Annotated in this window: 16 protein-coding genes; 4 read left to right on the forward strand and 12 right to left on the reverse strand. The window is 55.6% G+C overall.

Annotated features, from left to right (window positions below; translation table 11 throughout):
• Window positions 1-590: 590 nt before the first annotated feature.
• Both NR201_RS12080 and NR201_RS12085 read right to left on the reverse strand, forming a co-directional pair.
• On the reverse strand, window positions 591-1,550 hold the full coding sequence (locus NR201_RS12080; protein WP_033770841.1) for a DMT family transporter: 960 nt from the start codon (window positions 1,548-1,550) through the stop codon (window positions 591-593).
• A 77-nt stretch (window positions 1,551-1,627) separates the two neighbouring features.
• Entirely contained in the window at window positions 1,628-2,455 is an 828-nt protein-coding gene (locus NR201_RS12085; protein ID WP_256849808.1) for an AraC family transcriptional regulator, read from the reverse strand.
• Window positions 2,456-2,575: 120 nt separating this feature from the next.
• Here NR201_RS12085 and NR201_RS12090 point away from each other — a divergent pair, with 120 nt between their 5' ends.
• Window positions 2,576-3,097, forward strand: a complete 522-nt coding sequence (locus tag NR201_RS12090; RefSeq protein ID WP_033759724.1) for an isochorismatase family protein — start codon at window positions 2,576-2,578, stop codon at window positions 3,095-3,097.
• A 71-nt stretch (window positions 3,098-3,168) separates the two neighbouring features.
• Here the strand turns inward: NR201_RS12090 and ssb1 are convergent, their stop codons facing one another.
• Window positions 3,169-3,732 carry a single-stranded DNA-binding protein SSB1 gene (ssb1, locus tag NR201_RS12095; protein ID WP_010252180.1) on the reverse strand — a complete coding sequence of 188 codons (564 nt, stop codon included), beginning with the start codon at window positions 3,730-3,732 and terminating at the stop codon, window positions 3,169-3,171.
• 224 nt (window positions 3,733-3,956) lie between these two features.
• On the opposite strand from ssb1, the gene uvrA reads away from it, so the two are divergent.
• Window positions 3,957-6,785: an excinuclease ABC subunit UvrA gene (gene uvrA / locus NR201_RS12100; protein WP_010252182.1), complete on the forward strand. Its 2,829-nt coding sequence runs from the start codon at window positions 3,957-3,959 to the stop codon at window positions 6,783-6,785.
• A 233-nt stretch (window positions 6,786-7,018) separates the two neighbouring features.
• Window positions 7,019-8,083 (forward strand): NAD(P)-dependent alcohol dehydrogenase, encoded by a 1,065-nt coding sequence (locus tag NR201_RS12105; protein WP_010252184.1) that lies wholly within the window; start codon window positions 7,019-7,021, stop codon window positions 8,081-8,083.
• A 52-nt stretch (window positions 8,084-8,135) separates the two neighbouring features.
• Here the strand turns inward: NR201_RS12105 and NR201_RS12110 are convergent, their stop codons facing one another.
• From NR201_RS12110 to dnaB, 6 genes are all read right to left on the reverse strand, one after another.
• Window positions 8,136-8,459, reverse strand: a complete 324-nt coding sequence (locus NR201_RS12110; RefSeq protein WP_010252186.1) for an MmcQ/YjbR family DNA-binding protein — start codon at window positions 8,457-8,459, stop codon at window positions 8,136-8,138.
• Window positions 8,459-8,878 carry a secondary thiamine-phosphate synthase enzyme YjbQ gene (locus NR201_RS12115; RefSeq protein ID WP_010252188.1) on the reverse strand — a complete coding sequence of 140 codons (420 nt, stop codon included), beginning with the start codon at window positions 8,876-8,878 and terminating at the stop codon, window positions 8,459-8,461. Before NR201_RS12115 ends, NR201_RS12110 begins: the two co-directional genes overlap by 1 nt.
• Before the next feature lie 120 nt (window positions 8,879-8,998).
• The gene (locus NR201_RS12120; RefSeq protein ID WP_256849819.1) at window positions 8,999-10,192 is read right to left on the reverse strand and encodes an amino acid aminotransferase; all 1,194 of its coding nucleotides are present in this window, start codon (window positions 10,190-10,192) and stop codon (window positions 8,999-9,001) included.
• Between the two features lie 40 nt (window positions 10,193-10,232).
• Entirely contained in the window at window positions 10,233-10,847 is a 615-nt protein-coding gene (locus NR201_RS12125) for a YitT family protein (protein WP_010672216.1), read from the reverse strand.
• Between the two features lie 240 nt (window positions 10,848-11,087).
• On the reverse strand, window positions 11,088-11,567 hold the full coding sequence (locus NR201_RS12130; RefSeq protein ID WP_010252196.1) for an Lrp/AsnC family transcriptional regulator: 480 nt from the start codon (window positions 11,565-11,567) through the stop codon (window positions 11,088-11,090).
• A 129-nt stretch (window positions 11,568-11,696) separates the two neighbouring features.
• Window positions 11,697-13,103, reverse strand: a complete 1,407-nt coding sequence (dnaB, locus tag NR201_RS12135) for a replicative DNA helicase (RefSeq protein WP_010252197.1) — start codon at window positions 13,101-13,103, stop codon at window positions 11,697-11,699.
• 96 nt (window positions 13,104-13,199) lie between these two features.
• On the opposite strand from dnaB, the gene NR201_RS12140 reads away from it, so the two are divergent.
• Complete coding sequence (locus NR201_RS12140) at window positions 13,200-14,183, forward strand: quinone oxidoreductase (protein WP_182504598.1); 984 nt, start codon at window positions 13,200-13,202, stop codon at window positions 14,181-14,183.
• Window positions 14,184-14,393: 210 nt separating this feature from the next.
• On the opposite strand, the gene pspG is transcribed toward NR201_RS12140, so the two are convergent.
• From pspG to NR201_RS12155, 3 genes are all read right to left on the reverse strand, one after another.
• Complete coding sequence (gene pspG, locus NR201_RS12145; RefSeq protein WP_010252199.1) at window positions 14,394-14,660, reverse strand: envelope stress response protein PspG; 267 nt, start codon at window positions 14,658-14,660, stop codon at window positions 14,394-14,396.
• Window positions 14,661-14,839: 179 nt separating this feature from the next.
• On the reverse strand, window positions 14,840-15,832 hold the full coding sequence (gene dusA, locus NR201_RS12150) for a tRNA dihydrouridine(20/20a) synthase DusA (RefSeq protein WP_010672214.1): 993 nt from the start codon (window positions 15,830-15,832) through the stop codon (window positions 14,840-14,842).
• 107 nt (window positions 15,833-15,939) lie between these two features.
• Window positions 15,940-17,187, reverse strand: coding sequence for a conjugal transfer protein TraF (locus NR201_RS12155; protein ID WP_089414667.1), 1,248 nt, complete (start codon window positions 17,185-17,187; stop codon window positions 15,940-15,942).
• Between the last annotated feature and the right edge of the window lie 233 nt (window positions 17,188-17,420).

Genomic DNA, 17,420 nt, shown 5'->3' on the forward strand with positions numbered 1-17,420 from the left:
TTAATGCTGGACCTGACTCAAATTTTTGCGGCTGCGTTTAATTCCGGGGAATGGGTTAATGGCATATACTTTCTCCAGGATTAATCCAGGATAAATAGTTTATTGCTCCTTATCACTAACGTTATGTGTCTATCTTTTCGCTCTCTTCATTGCGCATCATTGATGCCAGAGATTAATCTTTAATTATTAACGCAGCGGCGGAGTTTTCTTACTCATTCATCACTGAGTGAAGTTAATAGTGGTTTTCAGCCTCCCTTTCTCAGGACCATACCGCAATAAAAAGCCGCTGATAAAAGCATAACGTCCATAATGCTGCGCGATTTTTCCTGATTAATGACCGATATCTGAACAGTTCCTCCCTGGCAACGCTAAACATGGCTATGTTCAGGAGACCATCAGTCCCGTTTTTTCACTGACAAACAGGGGATGAAAGAGGCTTTCGGGGGTAAAGGCACGATTACGCAGAGGCATGAAATCGATTTCGCGGCACAAATCTGCCGGAGAGCGAGCAAATCGGGGTAGGGTTTAATCTTAAAAAGCCGCGCGGCGTGTTATCCGCGCGGCAGAGGTCTTTTGGCGATCTTCGCGGTTTACTCTTTAATCGCGACGACGAGAGGCTGCGGTTTGATGCGCATTGCCCACAGGACACCAGCCATCAGACAAATAATCCCCGTCACGGTGAGCAGGGGTGGCCAGCTTTGATACCAGAGAAAAGTCCACAACAGGCCGAAAAGGATCTCAAAAACAATCAGTGGCCCCATCAGTACGGTGGGCAGACGCTGGCTGGCAGCGTTCCAGCATAAGGTCCCCAGCCAGGAACAGAGCAGACCAATCGCCAGCATCAGGGAGATAAACACCGCAGGACGCGGCCCAAACGGCAGCGAAAAAGCCGGCTGTTGCCAGGCGAGCTGCGCGCTGACCAGCGCGTACATGATTAGTGCCATCGGCAGCGTCACGACCCCCTGCGCTGTTGCCCAGGTCGAGGGCCGCAGTTCGGGATGGGTACGCAGCCAGCGGGCATTGCGCAGCGGATACCAGGTCCAGCAGACCACAGCCAGCAGCGCCAGCGCGATACCGGTCAGATAACGGCTGAGATCAAGCGTGTGGCCCTGACTCTGTAGCTCCGCCGCATTCACGCAGAGTAATCCGGCCGCCATCATGACCAGTGCCGGAAACAGCCGCCGCCACGGCAGGCGTCCTTCAAGATGGCCGTAACAGAGATTGGCCGTCACAGCGATCACCACCGGCAGCGTGCCGATAATCATGGTGGAGACCGGCCCGCCAGTGCGCTGAATGGCGTTCGCCAGAAACGCATAGTAGAAGAGGTTTCCCACCAGCGAGAGCTTTACCGCTTCACGCCAGTCAGCCCGGGCCAGCTTGCGCAGGCGATGACGACCGTGCCAGGCCAGCGGCAGCGCAATCAGCCCAAACGCCACATAACGTCCCGCCGATTGCAGCGCGCCAGGATAGTCAGGCACCAGCAGCGGCCCGACAAAGATCAGCCCCCACAGCAGTCCGGCGGTGACGGCAAACATGACACCAGCAAACATAATTTCTTCCTTATATAGCTTTTTCGTTCAGTGTGGCGGGTTCGGGCGGGGAATGCTTGTAGCAGATTGCGGTGGTATCAGGGCTGGCGCACCTGCTTTTGATAGCGGCCCGGCGTGATGCCATAACGGTTTGCAAAGGCGCGGGTCAGATGGGCCTGATCGGTTAATCCCACCGCCGCCGCAACGCTGGCAGCCGCTTCACCCTGTGCCAGCCTTTGCCTGGCGTCGTAAAGCCGGAAAGCCATCAGCATCTGATGCGGCGTAACGTGATAGTGCTGACGAAAGGCGCGTAAGAAGTGCCACGGCGAAAGCGAGGCCAGCGCCGCCAGCTCATCCAGCCGCACCGGTTCTGCGAGGTTTGAGCGCAGAAAATCTCTTACCTGATCAAAACGATGCCGTGCATCCGGTCTGCCCTGTGAGGACATGCGTGCCAGCGGACGAATCTGCAACAGCAGTTCAGCCAGCAGGCTCTGGCGCGCCAGTGGTGATTCCGCCTGCCAGAGTGTCGCCAGCGTGCGGGAGAGCGGCCGCGCCACGCGCGGATCGGTCAACAGCGCCTCGTTGAACCACCAGCCGCGATCGCCGGTCAGTTCATCCATCAGCTGCGGCTGAATGTAGATCATCTGGTAGCGCCAGCCCTCTTCACACGCTGACTCACCGGTATGCAGTTCATCCGGATTCATCATGACCAGCGAGTTCTCCGGCGCAGTATATTCGGTGCCGCGGTAGCGAAAGCGTTGCGCGCCCGCTTCAATGGTGCCGATACCAAAGGCTTCATGGGTATGGGGTTCAAATGCGTAGCGGGAGATGTGGGCCTGATAGAGTTCCACACCGGGCAGTTCGGCGAGTTGCTGAAACCGGGCGCGGTCTTTCTCACAGGGGAAACTCGCCGGAACACCTTCCACTTCTCTCTCCTTATTTAACCAGTCGGTTTAGCATGCCTGTGACAGGGGGGAAAATGCAAAAGATTGCTTTCCACAATGCCTCAGGTAACACTGCTTTTTTCAAACCAGATGGGATTAAGCATGGCACAGCGGGTAGTCGTGGTCATTGATATGCAGAATGGCGTCTTCAGCACGCCACGCTTCGACACAGCGGGAAGGATTGCACAGATTAACCGGCTGACCGAACGCGCCGATATCACAATATTTATCCAGCACCGCGAAGGCGAGATGTGCGAGGGTAATGCGGCTTTCGAGCTGCTGCCAGAAATCGCTCAGCCTGCTGGCGCACACTATGTGACCAAAACTGCCTGCGACAGCTTCTGGCACACCGACCTGGCCACGCTGTTAAAGAGGCTGGCGGTAGAGGAATTTGTGGTGTGCGGTTGTGCCACTGACTACTGCCTGGATACCACAATAAAAGTCGGTGCCAGTGCGGGCTATGCGATTACCGTTGCCGCCGATGCGCACACCACGGCAGATCGCCGCTGGGTCAGCGCCGAAGCACTGATTAACCAGCACAATGATGTGTGGGCCTCACTGCTGATCCCCGGCAACGTGCCGCGTGTGCTGAGCACGGAGGCGATTCTGGCGGAATGGTCGTAGCTGGCCGCCAGACGCCGCGCATAAAAAAAGCCCGCAAAGCGGGCTTTTTTTGTACTCTCTGGCCAACGGAATCAGAACGGAATATCGTCGTCGAAATCCATTGGTGGTTCGTTGTTGTTGCTGGCCGGCGCGCTCTGTGGCTGCGGCTGCGGACGGGACTGCGCGCCGCCACTGAACTGGTTATTGTTGCCCTGCGGCTGCTGCGGCTGACCCCAGCCATTGTTGTTGCCACCGCCCTGCGCGCCACCACCGGCTGGAGCGCCTGCACCGGCATTACCGCCCTGCTGACGGCCACCCAGCATCTGCATGGTACCACCAACGTTAACCACGACTTCGGTGGTGTAACGCTCCTGGCCACCCTGATCCTGCCATTTACGGGTGCGCAGCTGGCCTTCGATATAGACCTGCGACCCTTTTTTCAGGTATTCACCCGCGACTTCAGCCAGTTTGCCAAACAGCACCACACGGTGCCACTCAGTGATCTCTTTGTTTTCACCGGTCTGCTTGTCGCGCCAGCTTTCCGACGTAGCCAGCGTAATGTTGGCAACAGCGCCACCATTTGGCATATAACGTACTTCCGGATCCTGACCCAGATTCCCGACAAGAATCACTTTGTTAACGCCACGACTGGCCATGTTGCTGTCTCCCGATGAGTTAATGCATACATTCTAATCTATCAATTCTAACACGTCCTGCGGTCTGTTTCCCACTTTCGAGCGGGGTTCCAGTTTTAATCCGCTGCGCGCCGGAGGCTGAGAGTACTGGATATTTATTCAGTCTATTTTTTGTGCCATAATGACACGTTTATTCTGGCCGTGTCGGCAAGGCGCGGTGAGTGCTGCTAATCCGGGAAAGGTGAATGGATAAGATCGAAGTTCGTGGTGCCCGCACCCATAATTTGAAAAACATCAACCTGACCATCCCACGCGACAAACTCATTGTGGTAACCGGCCTGTCAGGTTCCGGTAAATCCTCACTGGCGTTTGATACGCTGTATGCGGAAGGTCAGCGCCGCTATGTGGAGTCGCTCTCTGCGTATGCGCGCCAGTTTCTTTCGTTAATGGAGAAGCCGGACGTCGATCATATCGAAGGTTTGTCGCCCGCCATTTCCATTGAACAGAAATCCACCTCGCACAACCCACGCTCGACCGTGGGAACCATCACCGAGATCCATGATTACCTGCGTCTGCTGTTTGCCCGCGTTGGCGAACCGCGCTGCCCGGATCATGATGTGCCGCTGGCGGCGCAGACCGTCAGCCAGATGGTCGATCAGGTGCTCTCCCAGCCGGAAGGCCGTCGCCTGATGCTGCTGGCGCCGGTGGTGAAAGATCGTAAGGGTGAGCACACCAAAACGCTGGAGAATCTGGCGACGCAAGGTTATATCCGTGCGCGTATTGATGGCGAAGTGTGTGACCTCTCCGATCCGCCAAAACTCGAGCTGCAGAAGAAGCACACCATTGAAGTGGTGATTGACCGCTTTAAAGTACGTGAAGATCTCGCAACCCGCCTGGCGGAATCGTTTGAGACCACGCTGGAGCTCTCCGGCGGGACGGCCATCGTGGCGGACATGGATGACAGCGCCGCAGAAGAGCTGCTCTTCTCGGCTAACTTCGCCTGCCCGATCTGTGGTTACAGCATGAGCGAGCTGGAGCCGCGCCTGTTCTCGTTTAACAATCCGGCGGGCGCCTGTCCGACCTGTGACGGCCTTGGCGTACAGCAATATTTTGATCCTGACCGCGTGGTGCAGAATCCTGAACTCTCGCTGGCGGGCGGTGCAATCCGCGGCTGGGATCGCCGCAATTTCTACTACTTCCAGATGCTGCGTTCGCTGGCGGAACACCTCGATTTTGATATCGAAGCGTCGTTCGGCAGCCTGCCAGAAAACGTACAGAAAGTGATTCTGTACGGATCAGGCAAAGAGAGCATCGAATTTAAGTACATCAACGATCGCGGCGACACCTCGGTGCGCCGTCATCCATTTGAAGGGGTGCTCAATAACATGGAGCGCCGCTACAAAGAGACCGAGTCCTCAGCGGTACGCGAAGAGCTGGCGAAATTTATCAGCAACCGCGCCTGTGCCAGCTGTGAAGGAACCCGTCTGCGTCGTGAAGCGCGTCATGTCTTCGTGGAGAACACCACGCTGCCGACCATCTCTGAGATGAGCATCGGCCATGCGATGTCCTTCTTTGAAAACATGAAACTCAGCGGCCAGCGTGCGCAGATCGCCGAGAAAATTTTGAAAGAGATTGGCGATCGCCTGAGCTTCCTGGTCAACGTCGGCCTGAACTATCTTTCGATGTCGCGTTCCGCCGAGACCCTGTCCGGTGGTGAAGCACAGCGTATCCGTCTGGCCAGCCAGATCGGTGCCGGTCTGGTCGGCGTGATGTATGTGCTGGATGAGCCTTCAATCGGCCTGCACCAGCGCGACAACGAACGCCTGCTCGGCACCCTGATTCATCTGCGCGACCTCGGTAACACGGTGATCGTGGTTGAGCATGATGAAGATGCGATTCGTGCCGCTGACCATGTGATCGATATCGGTCCGGGTGCGGGCGTACATGGCGGCCAGGTGGTGGCTGAAGGCACGGTTGATCAGATCATGGCGCAGGAAGCGTCACTGACCGGCCAGTTCCTGAGCGGCAAGCGTGGCATTGCAGTGCCAGAGGAGCGCGTCAAAGGCGACCCGGCCAAAGTACTGAAGATTACCGGCGCACGCGGCAACAACCTCAAGGATGTCACGCTGACGCTGCCGGTCGGGCTGTTCACCTGTATTACCGGTGTTTCCGGCTCGGGTAAATCGACCCTGATCAACGATACGCTCTTCCCGATTGCCCAGCGGGCGCTGAACGGCGCGACCATCGCCGAACCGGCACCTTACCGTGACGTGGCGGGACTGGAGCACTTCGACAAAGTAATCGACATCGACCAGAGCCCGATTGGTCGTACACCGCGCTCCAACCCGGCCACCTACACCGGCATCTTCACCCCGGTGCGTGAACTGTTTGCGGGCGTGCCGGAAGCGCGTTCACGCGGCTATAATCCGGGCCGCTTCAGCTTTAACGTGCGTGGCGGTCGCTGTGAAGCCTGTCAGGGCGATGGCGTGCTGAAAGTCGAAATGCACTTCCTGCCGGACATTTATGTGCCGTGCGATCAGTGCAAAGGCAAACGCTATAACCGTGAAACGCTGGAAGTGAAGTACAAAGGCAAGAGCATTCACGAAGTGCTGGAAATGACCATCGAAGAGGCACGTGAGTTCTTCGATGCGGTGCCGGCGCTGGCGCGTAAGCTGCAGACGCTGATCGATGTGGGCCTCACCTACATCCGCCTCGGTCAGTCCGCGACCACCCTTTCCGGCGGTGAAGCCCAGCGCGTGAAGCTGGCGCGTGAGCTGTCGAAGCGTGGCACCGGTCAGACGCTCTACATTCTGGATGAACCGACCACCGGCCTGCACTTTGCCGATATCCAGCAGCTGCTGGAAGTGCTGCATAAGCTGCGCGATCAGGGCAACACCATCGTGGTGATTGAGCACAACCTGGATGTGGTCAAAACCGCAGACTGGATTGTCGACCTGGGTCCGGAAGGCGGCAGCGGCGGCGGTGAAATCCTGGTGGCTGGAACGCCAGAAACCGTGGCGGAGTGTGAGAAATCACATACCGCGCGCTTCCTGAAACCACTGTTACAGAAGTAATTTTTTCAGGCCCGCCGCGTGCGGGCCTTTTACTCTCCCCTGTCGATTCAGCCAGAAAATTGCAGAATCAGGCAAGATTCAGACATGTATAGGCATATACGCTTTTCCCCACGCTGACTATCCTTAAGCGGTTCCTCTTTGGCACGCCCCTGGCGTCGCCCTGTTTTCGCAGCACATCAACGCTGCTGCACTTCATCGAATAACACTCACGACACATCGAAACTGGAGACACCATGAATATTACGCATGCGTATGCTGCTCAGGATGCAAAATCCAAACTGGCACCGTTCGATTTTAAGCCGCGTGAGCTGCGCGCCCATGACGTTCAGCTTGAGGTGCTGTTCTGTGGCGTTTGCCACTCAGACCTGCATCAGGCCCGTAATGAGTGGAAAAACACCATTTTTCCCGTGGTTCCGGGCCATGAAATTGTCGGTCGCGTCACGGCCGTTGGCCCGCAGACGCAGAAATACAAAGTCGGCGATCTGGTCGGCGTAGGCTGCATGGTCGATTCGTGCCGCAGCTGTCCGAGCTGTCAGCAGGGTCTGGAGCAGTATTGTGAAAACGGCTTTGTTGGCACCTATAACGGTGAAGATCGTGAAACCGGCGCCATTACTTACGGCGGTTACTCAACGTCGATGGTGGTTGATGAGAGCTTTGTGCTGCGCATTCCCGAGAACCTGGAGCTGGCGGGCGTGGCACCGCTGCTGTGTGCCGGTATCACCACTTACTCGCCGCTGCGCCACTGGAATGTCGGCCCGGGCAAGAAAGTGGGTATCGTAGGCTTAGGCGGCCTGGGCCATATGGGCGTGAAAATTGCCCATGCCATGGGCGCACATGTGGTGCTGTTCACCACCTCGCCTTCCAAAATTGAAGATGGCAAACGTCTGGGTGCCGATGAGGTCGTGATCTCCAAAGATGCGGAGCAGATGGCGCAGCACGCCAACAGCTTCGACTTCATTCTGAACACTGTTGCGGCTCAGCACGATCTCAACCCCTTCATCACCCTGCTGAAGCTGGATGGCAACATGACGCTGGTGGGTGCACCGGAGCACGATCACCCGGCACCACAGGTATTTAACCTGATCTTCAAGCGTCGCAGCATCGCCGGTTCACTGATCGGCGGCATCGCAGAGACCCAGGAGATGCTCGATTTCTGTGGTGAGCACGGCATTACGTCAGACATTGAACTGATCGCGATGGACCAGATCAATGAAGCCTATGAGCGCATGCTGAAAAGCGATGTGAAATACCGCTTCGTTATCGACATCAATACCCTGCGCGAACAGCCTGCCGCGTAACACGTTGCCTCTGAAACCCTCTTGCTCAGGTAAGAGGGTTTTTTATTGCCATTTAGCGGGCCGTTGCAACCTGCTGGAATGAAGCATCGACCAGATAGTAGATCTGCGAATCTTTCAGCGAACCGTCCAGGAACAGCGTGCTCCAGTGTGACTTGTTCAGATGCTCGCTGGGAATAATATCGCTATGCTCTTCGCGCAGTAATTCGGCCAGCGCAGGCGTCGATTTCAGCGAGACCGCTGGCCGCCCTTTCGCCTCATGTACCATCGCAAACAGCACGCCGTTGCTTTTAATCTGCGTGGCTTTCCAGTCACTGTGGACGCTCTGCTCCGCGCCCGGCTTGCTCATGCAATAGGTCAGTAAGTCTGAGTTATTCATTACGATTCCCCTTGTAAAGTGGCGACAATCCGCCTGGCACCGCCCTCAATGCGATGCTCGCCCAGCCAGATACCCTGCCAGGTGCCCAGCACCAGACGTCCCCGCTGAACCGGTAATAACAACGAAACCCCTAAGATCGACGATTTGATGTGCGCCGGCATATCATCACGCCCTTCGTAATCGTGCTGATAAGGCGCATTCTCCGGCACGTGCCGCATGAAATGCTGCTCCATGTCGCTGCGCACCGTCGGGTCGCAATTCTCATTTAAGGTTAACGACGCCGAAGTGTGCTGCAACAGCAGATGCAGCAGACCGGTTTTGATATCACGCAGTCCGGAGAGCGAGTTCACGATCTCATCGGTGACCAGATGAAACCCGCGCGGCTTCGCGCTCAGCGTAATAGTTTGTTGATGCCACATAGCTTATTCCTGAAACGGTTACCCCGTTTAAGTGTGCAGCATGTCGCCGAAAGGTAAACCCTGACCCATAAAAAAACCGCCAGAGAGCACCCTGACGGTTTTTTTACAGCCTGGCGGCCGTTACATCACGGCGGCAAACGCTTCAGCCACCTGATGCACATTTTTGCTGTTCAGACCCGCCACACACATGCGGCCGCTGCCCACCAGATAGATGCCAAATTCGTTGCGCAGACGATCGACCTGCTGCGCACTCAGGCCGGTGTAGCTGAACATGCCACGTTGCTTCAGCAGGTAGTCGAAGTTTTTACCTGGCAGTGCGGTGCTCAGCACGTCCACCAGCGACTGACGCATGTCCAGAATGCGTAAGCGCATCGCTTCCACTTCAGCCAGCCAGCTGGCTTTCAACTCGTCATCGTTGAGTACGCGCGCGACAACCTGCGCACCGAAATTCGGCGGGCTGGAGTAGTTGCGGCGAACCGTAGCTTTTAACTGGCCCAGCACACGTGCTGACTCTTCGGCGCTGTCACAGACGATAGAGAGACCGCCCACGCGCTCGCCATAGAGCGAGAAAATTTTGGAGAAGGAGTTGCTCACCAGGGCTGGCAGGCCCGCCGCCGCGACTGCACGCAGCGCATAGGCATCCTGCTGCATGCCGGCACCAAAGCCCTGATAGGCGATATCCAGGAAAGGAATCAGCTGCTGTGCTTTCAGCACCTCAACGGTCTGATCCCACTGCGCATCGGTCAGGTCAGCACCGGTCGGGTTATGACAGCAGGGATGCAGCAGCACGACGCTCTGCGCTGGCAGGGTTTTCAGGGTGCTGATAAAGGCATCAAACCGCACGCCGTGGGTCTCTGCGTCATACCAGGGATAGGTATTTACCTCAAAACCTGCACCATTAAAAATCGCGACGTGGTTTTCCCAGGTCGGATCGCTGACCCAGACCGCAGACTGCGGGAAGTAGCGCTTAAGGAAATCCGCGCCCACTTTCAGCGCGCCAGAACCGCCCAGCGTCTGAATAGAGGCGATACGGCCCGCGTTTAACACCGGATGATCGGCACCAAACAGCAGCGGTGCAATCGCACTACGGTAGCTGTTCAGTCCTTCCATTGGCAGATAGAGCGATGCCTGATGCGGCTCAGCATAGATCTGCTCTTCGGCAGCGGCTACAGCCTTCAGCTGCGGGATGATGCCCTTTTCGTCGTAATAGAGGCCGATACTCAGGTTAACTTTGTGTTCGCATGGGTCTTGTTTGAAGGCTTCCATCAACGACAGAATCGGATCGCCAGCATAGGCATCAACGTTTTGAAACACGGTGTAGGTCTCCATGATTGGTCCAGAGGGAAGAGGCGGATTAAACCCGATAGCGTCCCGGACGGTGGTTCATTGCAATAATCAGATTCAGGATCACCGCACCCGCAATCGACGCGAGCAGGATGGGGCCACTCACCACAAAGAGTGACGCCAGCACGACGCAGGTATCGACCACCATTTGCAGCTTCCCCGCGCGGATCCCAAAGCGATCCTGTAGCCACAGCGCCAGAATATTGATGCCGCCCAGGCTCGCCTTATGACGAAATAACACTATAAACCCGATTCCCATGATGACGTTACCGAACAGTGTCGCATAGAAGGGGTTAAGGTCAGAAAAGTGGACGAACAGCGGGTGCAGCTGGGTGAACAGCGACACCAGACCGACGGCGCAGAAGGTTTTCAGCGTAAACTCCCAGCCCATGCGTTTTACCGCCAGCCAGTAAAAAGGGATGTTGATCAGGAAAAACGCGCTGCCGAACGAAAGCGGCGACAGGTAGCTGATCAGAAAGGCGATGCCTGCGGTGCTGCCGGTCAGCGCCCCCGCCTGTTTCAGCATAATGACGCCGAACGAGACCATCAGGGTGCCAAGCACCATCGCCAGCGCATCTTCAATGCGCGAATGCGGGACGCGGGAGGGTTCTGCGATGTTATCCATGGGGTTTTCTCAGTGCAAAGGATGCGGTTTCGATGCAAAAAACGCACCATCGCCACAGCACTGAACTGCTGTAAACCGGGTGCCAGCGATATCCCATTGATATCTAAGGCGCTTTAAAAAATAACTTTGTGCATAAATTCCGGCAGATACCGTAAACCTATGCGTTAAAGTCCGACTCTATGCGCGCTCTTCGCATTAATTGCCGCAAGTGTGCACCAAAAGCGCACAGCGCGCACCTTTTTAGCGCGTCTTCTGCTCAGGCAGCATCATCAGCCCGTTCTCTTTCATGCGTCCCAGCACTACCGAGGTTTTCACATGGGAAACGCTCTGGTGGCCCGCGACTAACTGGCTGATTAACGCACTAAGGGAATTGAGATCGGCCACTGCCACTTTAAGCAGATAGTCCGCATCGCCGGTAGTTTTATAGGCATCCACGATCGCCTGTTCCTGCTCCACCATCCGGTGAAAGCTCTCGACATATTCTGCGGTGTGGTTAATTAAACGCACCTCAATCAATCCCACCATGCCAAGCCCGATGGCATCGGGCGACAGCCGGGCATGATAACCCAGGATCAGATTAGCCTGTTCCAGATTGATACGACGGCGGGAACATTGTGAGGCAGAAAGGCCGACCAGATCGCTGAGTTCCTGGTTGGTCAGACGGCCGTTGGATTGTAATAAAGTCAGGATTTTAAGGTCGTAATCGTCTACGTGAGTCATTCCGTTTCCACAGCGTGATGGGCGTCGCTTTGTTACAGATAACCCGATAACCCGAGAGGTTGTCCAACACTATTTTGTGATGATGGGTGCTGTCATGCACAGATCGTGCATGACAGCACAAACCGGGGATTATTCGTCGTCGTATTGCGGGCCAGCGTAGTTGTCGAAGCGTGACCACTGACCGTTAAAGGTCAGGCGTACTGTACCGATCGGGCCGTTACGCTGTTTACCCAGAATGATCTCCGCGATCCCTTTAAGATCGCTGTTTTCGTGGTAAACCTCATCGCGATAGATAAACATGATCAAATCCGCATCCTGCTCGATCGAGCCCGATTCACGCAGATCCGAGTTGACCGGACGTTTATCGGCTCGCTGCTCCAGCGAGCGGTTAAGCTGCGACAGCGCTACAACCGGCACGTTCAGCTCTTTGGCCAGCGCTTTCAGCGAGCGGGAGATCTCAGCAATTTCCAGCGTACGGTTGTCCGACAGTGACGGCACGCGCATCAGCTGCAGATAGTCGATCATGATCATGCTTAATCCACCGTTTTCACGGTAGATGCGTCGGGCGCGCGAACGCACTTCGGTGGGCGTCAGGCCGGAAGAGTCATCAATGTACATGTTCTTCTTCTCCAGCAGGATGCCCATGGTGCCGGAAATACGCGCCCAGTCCTCATCATCCAGCTGCCCGGTACGAATCCGGGTCTGATCGACGCGGGAGAGTGACGCCAGCATACGCATCATGATCTGCTCGCTGGGCATCTCCAGACTGAAGATCAGCACTGGTTTTTCCTGCAGCATGGCGGCGTTTTCGCACAGGTTCATCGCAAAGGTGGTTTTACCCATCGAAGGACGTGCTGCGACAATAATCAGATCAGAACCCTGCAGGCCCGCGGTCTTTTTATTCAGATCCTGATAGCCGGTATCGACGCCGGTGACGCCATCGTGCGGTGTCTGATAGAGCGATTCGATACGCGAGACGGTCGATTCCAGAATCTGCTCGATGTTTTTCGGGCCAGCATCCTTATCCGCGCGGGCTTCCGCAATTTTAAAGACGTTCGACTCCGCGAAGTCGAGCAGCTCTTCGCTGTTACGCCCCTGCGGATCATAACCGGCATCGGCAATCTGGTTAGCGACGGCGATCATCTCACGCACCACCGCACGTTCGCGCACGATGTCAGCATAGGCGCCGATGTTCGCCGCGCTCGGGGTGTTTTTCGCCAGTTCCGCCAGATAGGCGAAGCCGCCCGCCATCTCCAGCTCGCCACGGGTTTCCAGCGATTCGGAGAGCGTAATCAGGTCAATAGGTTTGCTGTTTTCCAGCAGCCGCTGCATCTCTGAAAAAATCAGCCGATGCGAGCGGTTGAAAAAATCATTCGCGACGACGCGCTCAGAGACATTGTCCCAGCGCTCGTTATCCAGCATTAACCCACCGAGCACCGACTGCTCCGCTTCCAGCGAATGCGGGGGCATTTTCACGCCTGCGAGCTGGCGATCCTGCGTTTCGTTCGATTTGTTGGTGGGTTTATTTCCTGCCATAGTGAATGCATTACCGATCTTCTGTGGGGACGCGCAAGTATACCTTAGTTGGGGTGCGTGCCTCACCCTCATGATGAAACAATCACAGGAGTCAGAATGGCAAAGCGTATTCAGTTCAGCGCACATGGCGGCCCGGACGTTTTAGAGTGGACAGATTTTAAACCTGCTGACCCGGCCGAACATGAAGTGCAGGTAGAACATCGCGCTATCGGGATTAATTACATCGATACCTATGTTCGCAGCGGGCTTTATCCGGTCGCCGCTTTTCCCTCTGGCCTGGGTACAGAAGCCGCAGGCGTGGTGTCGCGGGTTGGACGTGGCGTGACATTATTTAAGCCCGGCGATCGCGTGGTCTACTGTCTGGCGTCGATGGGGGCCTATAGCGAAGTGCACAACGTGGCGGAAGATCGCCTGATGCATCTCCCGGAGGCGATCAGCTTTGAGCAGGGCGCAGCCAGCTACCTGAAAGGGCTGACCACACAATATCTGCTGCGCCAGACCTATAAAATCAGCGCCGGTGAGACCTTTCTGTTTCATGCCGCAGCGGGCGGCGTCGGGTTAATTGCCTGTCAGTGGGCAAAAGCGCTGGGTGCCCATTTGATTGGCACAGTCGGGTCAGCAGAAAAGGCAGCGATGGCGAAGAAGGCCGGCGCCTGGGCGACGATTAACTACCGCGAAGAGAATATTGCGCAACGCGTCAGCGAACTGACCGATGGGAAAAAAGTGGGCGTAGTTTATGACTCCGTGGGCAAAGATACCTGGGAAGCATCGCTGGACTCATTGCGCCGTCATGGGCTGATGGTCAGTTTTGGCAATGCTTCGGGTCCGGTTACCGGGATAGATCTCGGCATTCTGAATAAGAAAGGCTCGCTGTTTGTGACCCGCCCTTCACTGTTTGGCTATATCACCAACCGCCAGGAGCTGGAAACCGCCAGTGCCGAGCTTTTCTCGCTGCTGGCGAGTGGCGCAATTAAAGTTGATGTACCGGAGCAGCAGAAGTTTGCGCTGAAAGAGGCCAGCAAAGCGCACCAGATGCTGGAGAGCCGCGCCACGCAGGGATCCTGTCTCTTAATTCCATAATAGTGAGCAACAAAAAGGGCCTCCCGCGGGAAGCCCTTCTCTTTTTTTATTTTTTGTTCGCGCTGGTGTAGGGACAGCGGCGATGAATTCGTGTCGAGTCGATGGCACATCGATTTGACGACAGGCATCCTGCCAGAAAACATAAGTAAAAAATATGTTTAATTGCAGATCAGCCCTGACCAATCTCTCACACTGTGATCTTCACCGCATTTAGCGCCAGCCTTTGCGGTCTAACCTGTTGATCTTACGCCGCAGCTTGCGACGTGCTCGCTCATCGCTGTCGCCAAAAAAGGCACGATGCAGCCAGACCGCAATCACCGCCAGCACCAGCCACGGCAACACTTTAATAACAATTGCAAACAGTCCACCGACAAACATCACGATGGTTGCGACCACCAGTGCCGCCAGCACGCCTAACAGCGAAACGCCGGTCAGCAACAGCATCAGGAAAAACCCCAATACGAATAAAATTTCCACGTCAGCGCTCCTTTTTGAGATTGATTGTTATAGCTATTACAAAAAACGTGCCAAAAGTTAACTCATTGATTTTATTCTGATAAGAGATAAACAGAAGAGCGCAACCTGGTGAGAAAAACCACATAGTGGCGTAAAAAAACCAGCAAACAGAGCTGGTTTTTTCGGGTTCAGATGAGGCGTCAGGCTTCCTGCGGGATTTTATCGGCGACCAGCGCAAGCGCCGCCTCCAGCACACGGACATCGGCACCGGGTTTGTGGGCATTTTCACTCAGATGGCGTCGCCACTGGCGGGCGCCCGGGATCCCCTGGAACAGACCCAGCATATGGCGCGTGACATGTCCCAGATACGTCCCCTTCGCCAGTTCCGCTTCAATATAGGGATACATGGCGCGCACCACTTCAACCGGGTTAGCCGCCGGATGCTGGCGACCAAACAATGTCTGATCGACCTGCGCCAGAATGCCGGGGTTTTGGTAGGCTTCACGTCCCATCATCACGCCGTCAAGGTGTTGCAGATGGATCTGTGCCTCTTCCAGGGTTTTCACGCCGCCATTGAGGGCGATAGTCAGTTGCGGAAAATCGCGTTTCAGCTGATAGACGCGGGGATAGTCCAGCGGTGGAATCTCGCGGTTCTCTTTCGGGCTGAGGCCGGAGAGCCAGGCTTTACGCGCATGAATGATAAATGTCTCACACTCACCGCGTCCCGCCACCGTGCCGATAAAATCGGTCAGGAATTCATAGCTGTCCAGCTCATCGATACCAATGCGGGTTTTCACCGTGACCGGAATTGAAACCACGTCGCGCATCGCTTTAACGGCATCTGCGACCAGATTCGCCTCGGCCATCAGGCAGGCGCCGAAACGGCCATTCTGCACCCGATCAGAGGGACAGCCGACATTAAGATTCACTTCATCGTAACCGCGCTGCTCTGCCAGCTTCGCGCACTGCGCCAGTGCCGCCGGATCGCTACCGCCAAGCTGCAACGCGACCGGATGCTCAGCCTCACTGTAAGCCAGGTAATCCCCTTTGCCATGAATGATTGCGCCCGTAGTCACCATTTCGGTGTAGAGCAGCGTGTCACCGGTCAGCTGACGATGAAAATAGCGACAGTGACGATCGGTCCAGTCGAGCATAGGGGCGATTGAGAAACGTTGCGAAGAGAAATTAGGCATGAAGCGCAGACAATCCGGTAATTAAGGGGTGATGGAATTCTGTGCAAGGATAACACAAGGGCGGGCGATAGTGCATCGCCCGCCCCCGAACAGTCTGAATAACGCGCTTAGAAGTTAAAGCCCAGCTGCATCATCGCGCCCCAGGTGTTGTTAGCACCTACAGAGCCCGCCAGATCCAGATGTACGGCTTTGTTAAACGGTGACAGACCAAAACCGGCCGTAGCGACATTTTCGTCGTTAGAACGCATGTCCGCACGATAACCTGCACGCAGCTGCAGCCAGTCAAGTACGCGGTATTCCGCGCCCACTGCCGCATACTGGCTGTTATCCTGAGTTTTGAAGCGTTTGGTTTCAGTCAGATCCACATCGCCCGTCACGGTAAACGGACCTTTATCCCAGGCCAGACCGGTGGTGACCAGCGGGCGAATCTGGTAGGTGTCGCGGAAACCATTGACCTCTTTGGTCTGCAGATCGCGTGAAACCAGGTTCTGTCCGGTTACACCCAGCGTCCAGTTTTCAGCAAAGGTGGTCGCCAGACCGGCATCAACGTTAAAGCCGGTGTCGGTGCTGCGATACTGGCTGTTATTGATGTCACTTTTGTCGTAGTTGTAAATACTGGCGGTGTAGTTATAGAGCCAGGTTTTCTGCACTTTCGGTGTGACGCCTACCGATACTGGCTGACCAGCGATGGTGAACTCATGCGCCACCGCCACACCATAATCGGTGACCAGCGCCGCTAAGCCATTCGCGCTGGAGCGCAGGTTATTTTGATCGCCAGGACGAGGAAACGCCCCGTTTTCTATACTGCGCAGGTAGTCAATATCACTCTGTACCACGTTAGCGCGGACGTGCGCTGTCCCGTAGGCTTTGGTGATAAAGGCGAAAGGCAGAGTTTCGTTAGGGATGGTAACGGCAACAGCCGCGCCGGCAGAACCGTCTGCTTTGTTACCGCGCAAATCGCTTAGCTTATTTGCCACATCACCTGAGGCCGCGCGCAATTCAGAGTTAGCACGGAAGAAATCCGCTGGTGTGAGGTTACCCAGCACCGTGCGATAGCGATCAACGGTGTCCGTAATATCATCGACTTTATCGATCAGCTTATCTTTGTCGGTGACCTGAATACCGGCTGAAGGGAAAATAATGCTGACGCTATCGTCGGGTTTGGCGCGCGTCATTAATGCCGGGTTCGCCAGCACTGCGGAGCCATAAAGAGAAGATGCTACGCCGGTGCCGCCCATGGCGTCATTACGTGCATCATACCAGGTCCCTGCCGCCATGGCGGAAGAAGAAAGGAAAAGCGCGGTCGTTACAGCTGTGTAGATTAGCGCTGAACGTTGAGCGGATTTTTTCACCATTTGCCTGCCATCACCTGAGAAATTGTCATTGAAACATTCAATGACTGAATAGTTTGTTAGCCCTATTGTGAACCCTGGCTAACGCGTTATTGCTGTGAATTCAAAGGAAACAGTGTCTTAATTCAAAGGATTGGACGTTTTCCAATCAAAAAACCGTTGTAATTGTTCAAACTGCATTGGGATATTTCAAATAATGCCAGACTTTTCTTAAGTCTTTCTGAACATTACTTCTT

The organism is Pantoea sp. Fr-CA_6, assembly GCF_024520895.1.
GTDB lineage: Bacteria > Pseudomonadota > Gammaproteobacteria > Enterobacterales > Enterobacteriaceae > Pantoea > Pantoea agglomerans.